Here is a 488-nt window from a genome sequence, read left to right as displayed (position 1 = left end):
GTGTCAGTTTCGTTGTGTTTTAAAAAGGAGAATTTTTATGGGCCATCTCAGTACCCACGTGCTCGACACCATGAACGGTTGCCCCGCTGCTGGCATGAAAGTGACGCTGCAGCGCCTTGCGGGCGCAAGCTTCGAGACCCTCAAAACCCTCACCCTGAATGCCGATGGCCGCAACGATGGCGGGCCGTTGCTGGACGCCGGCGCCATGGCGATCGGGCGTTATCGCCTGCTGTTCGAGGTGGCGGCGTACTTTCGCGCCCGTGGCGTCGTGCTGCCCGAGCCTGCCTTTGTCGATGTCGTGCCGATTGATTTTGGCATCTCCGACGCGCAGGGCCATTACCACGTGCCCTTGCTGGTGACGCCCTGGACTTACTCGACTTACCGGGGCTCCTGAGCGGCGGCAGGGTGGCGGGTTGTTTCTGGCTGTGCTGCAAGGGAATATTTTTTTACTCCAAACCGGGAAAACCCTATGAATCTACGGATTAAAA

Annotated in this window: 1 protein-coding gene; it reads left to right on the top strand. The window is 58.4% G+C overall.

All coding sequences use genetic code 11. The annotated features are described in order from the left end of the window. The first annotated feature begins 37 nt into the window (after positions 1-37). Positions 38-394: a hydroxyisourate hydrolase gene (gene uraH, locus EC86_RS29675; protein WP_029528313.1), complete on the top strand. Its 357-nt coding sequence runs from the start codon at positions 38-40 to the stop codon at positions 392-394. The last annotated feature ends 94 nt before the right edge of the window (positions 395-488 follow it).

Origin of the sequence: Polaromonas glacialis, assembly GCF_000709345.1 — a bacterium.
GTDB classification, from domain to species: Bacteria; Pseudomonadota; Gammaproteobacteria; order Burkholderiales; family Burkholderiaceae_C; genus Polaromonas; species Polaromonas glacialis.
Note: the sequence above shows the minus strand (reverse complement) of the source record. Positions and strands in the feature narration are given on the sequence as shown.

Coding starts and splice junctions, on each gene's coding strand:
- uraH (WP_029528313.1), top strand. CDS start 38: ATGGGCCATCTCAGTACCCACGTGCTCGACACCATGAACGGTTGCCCC.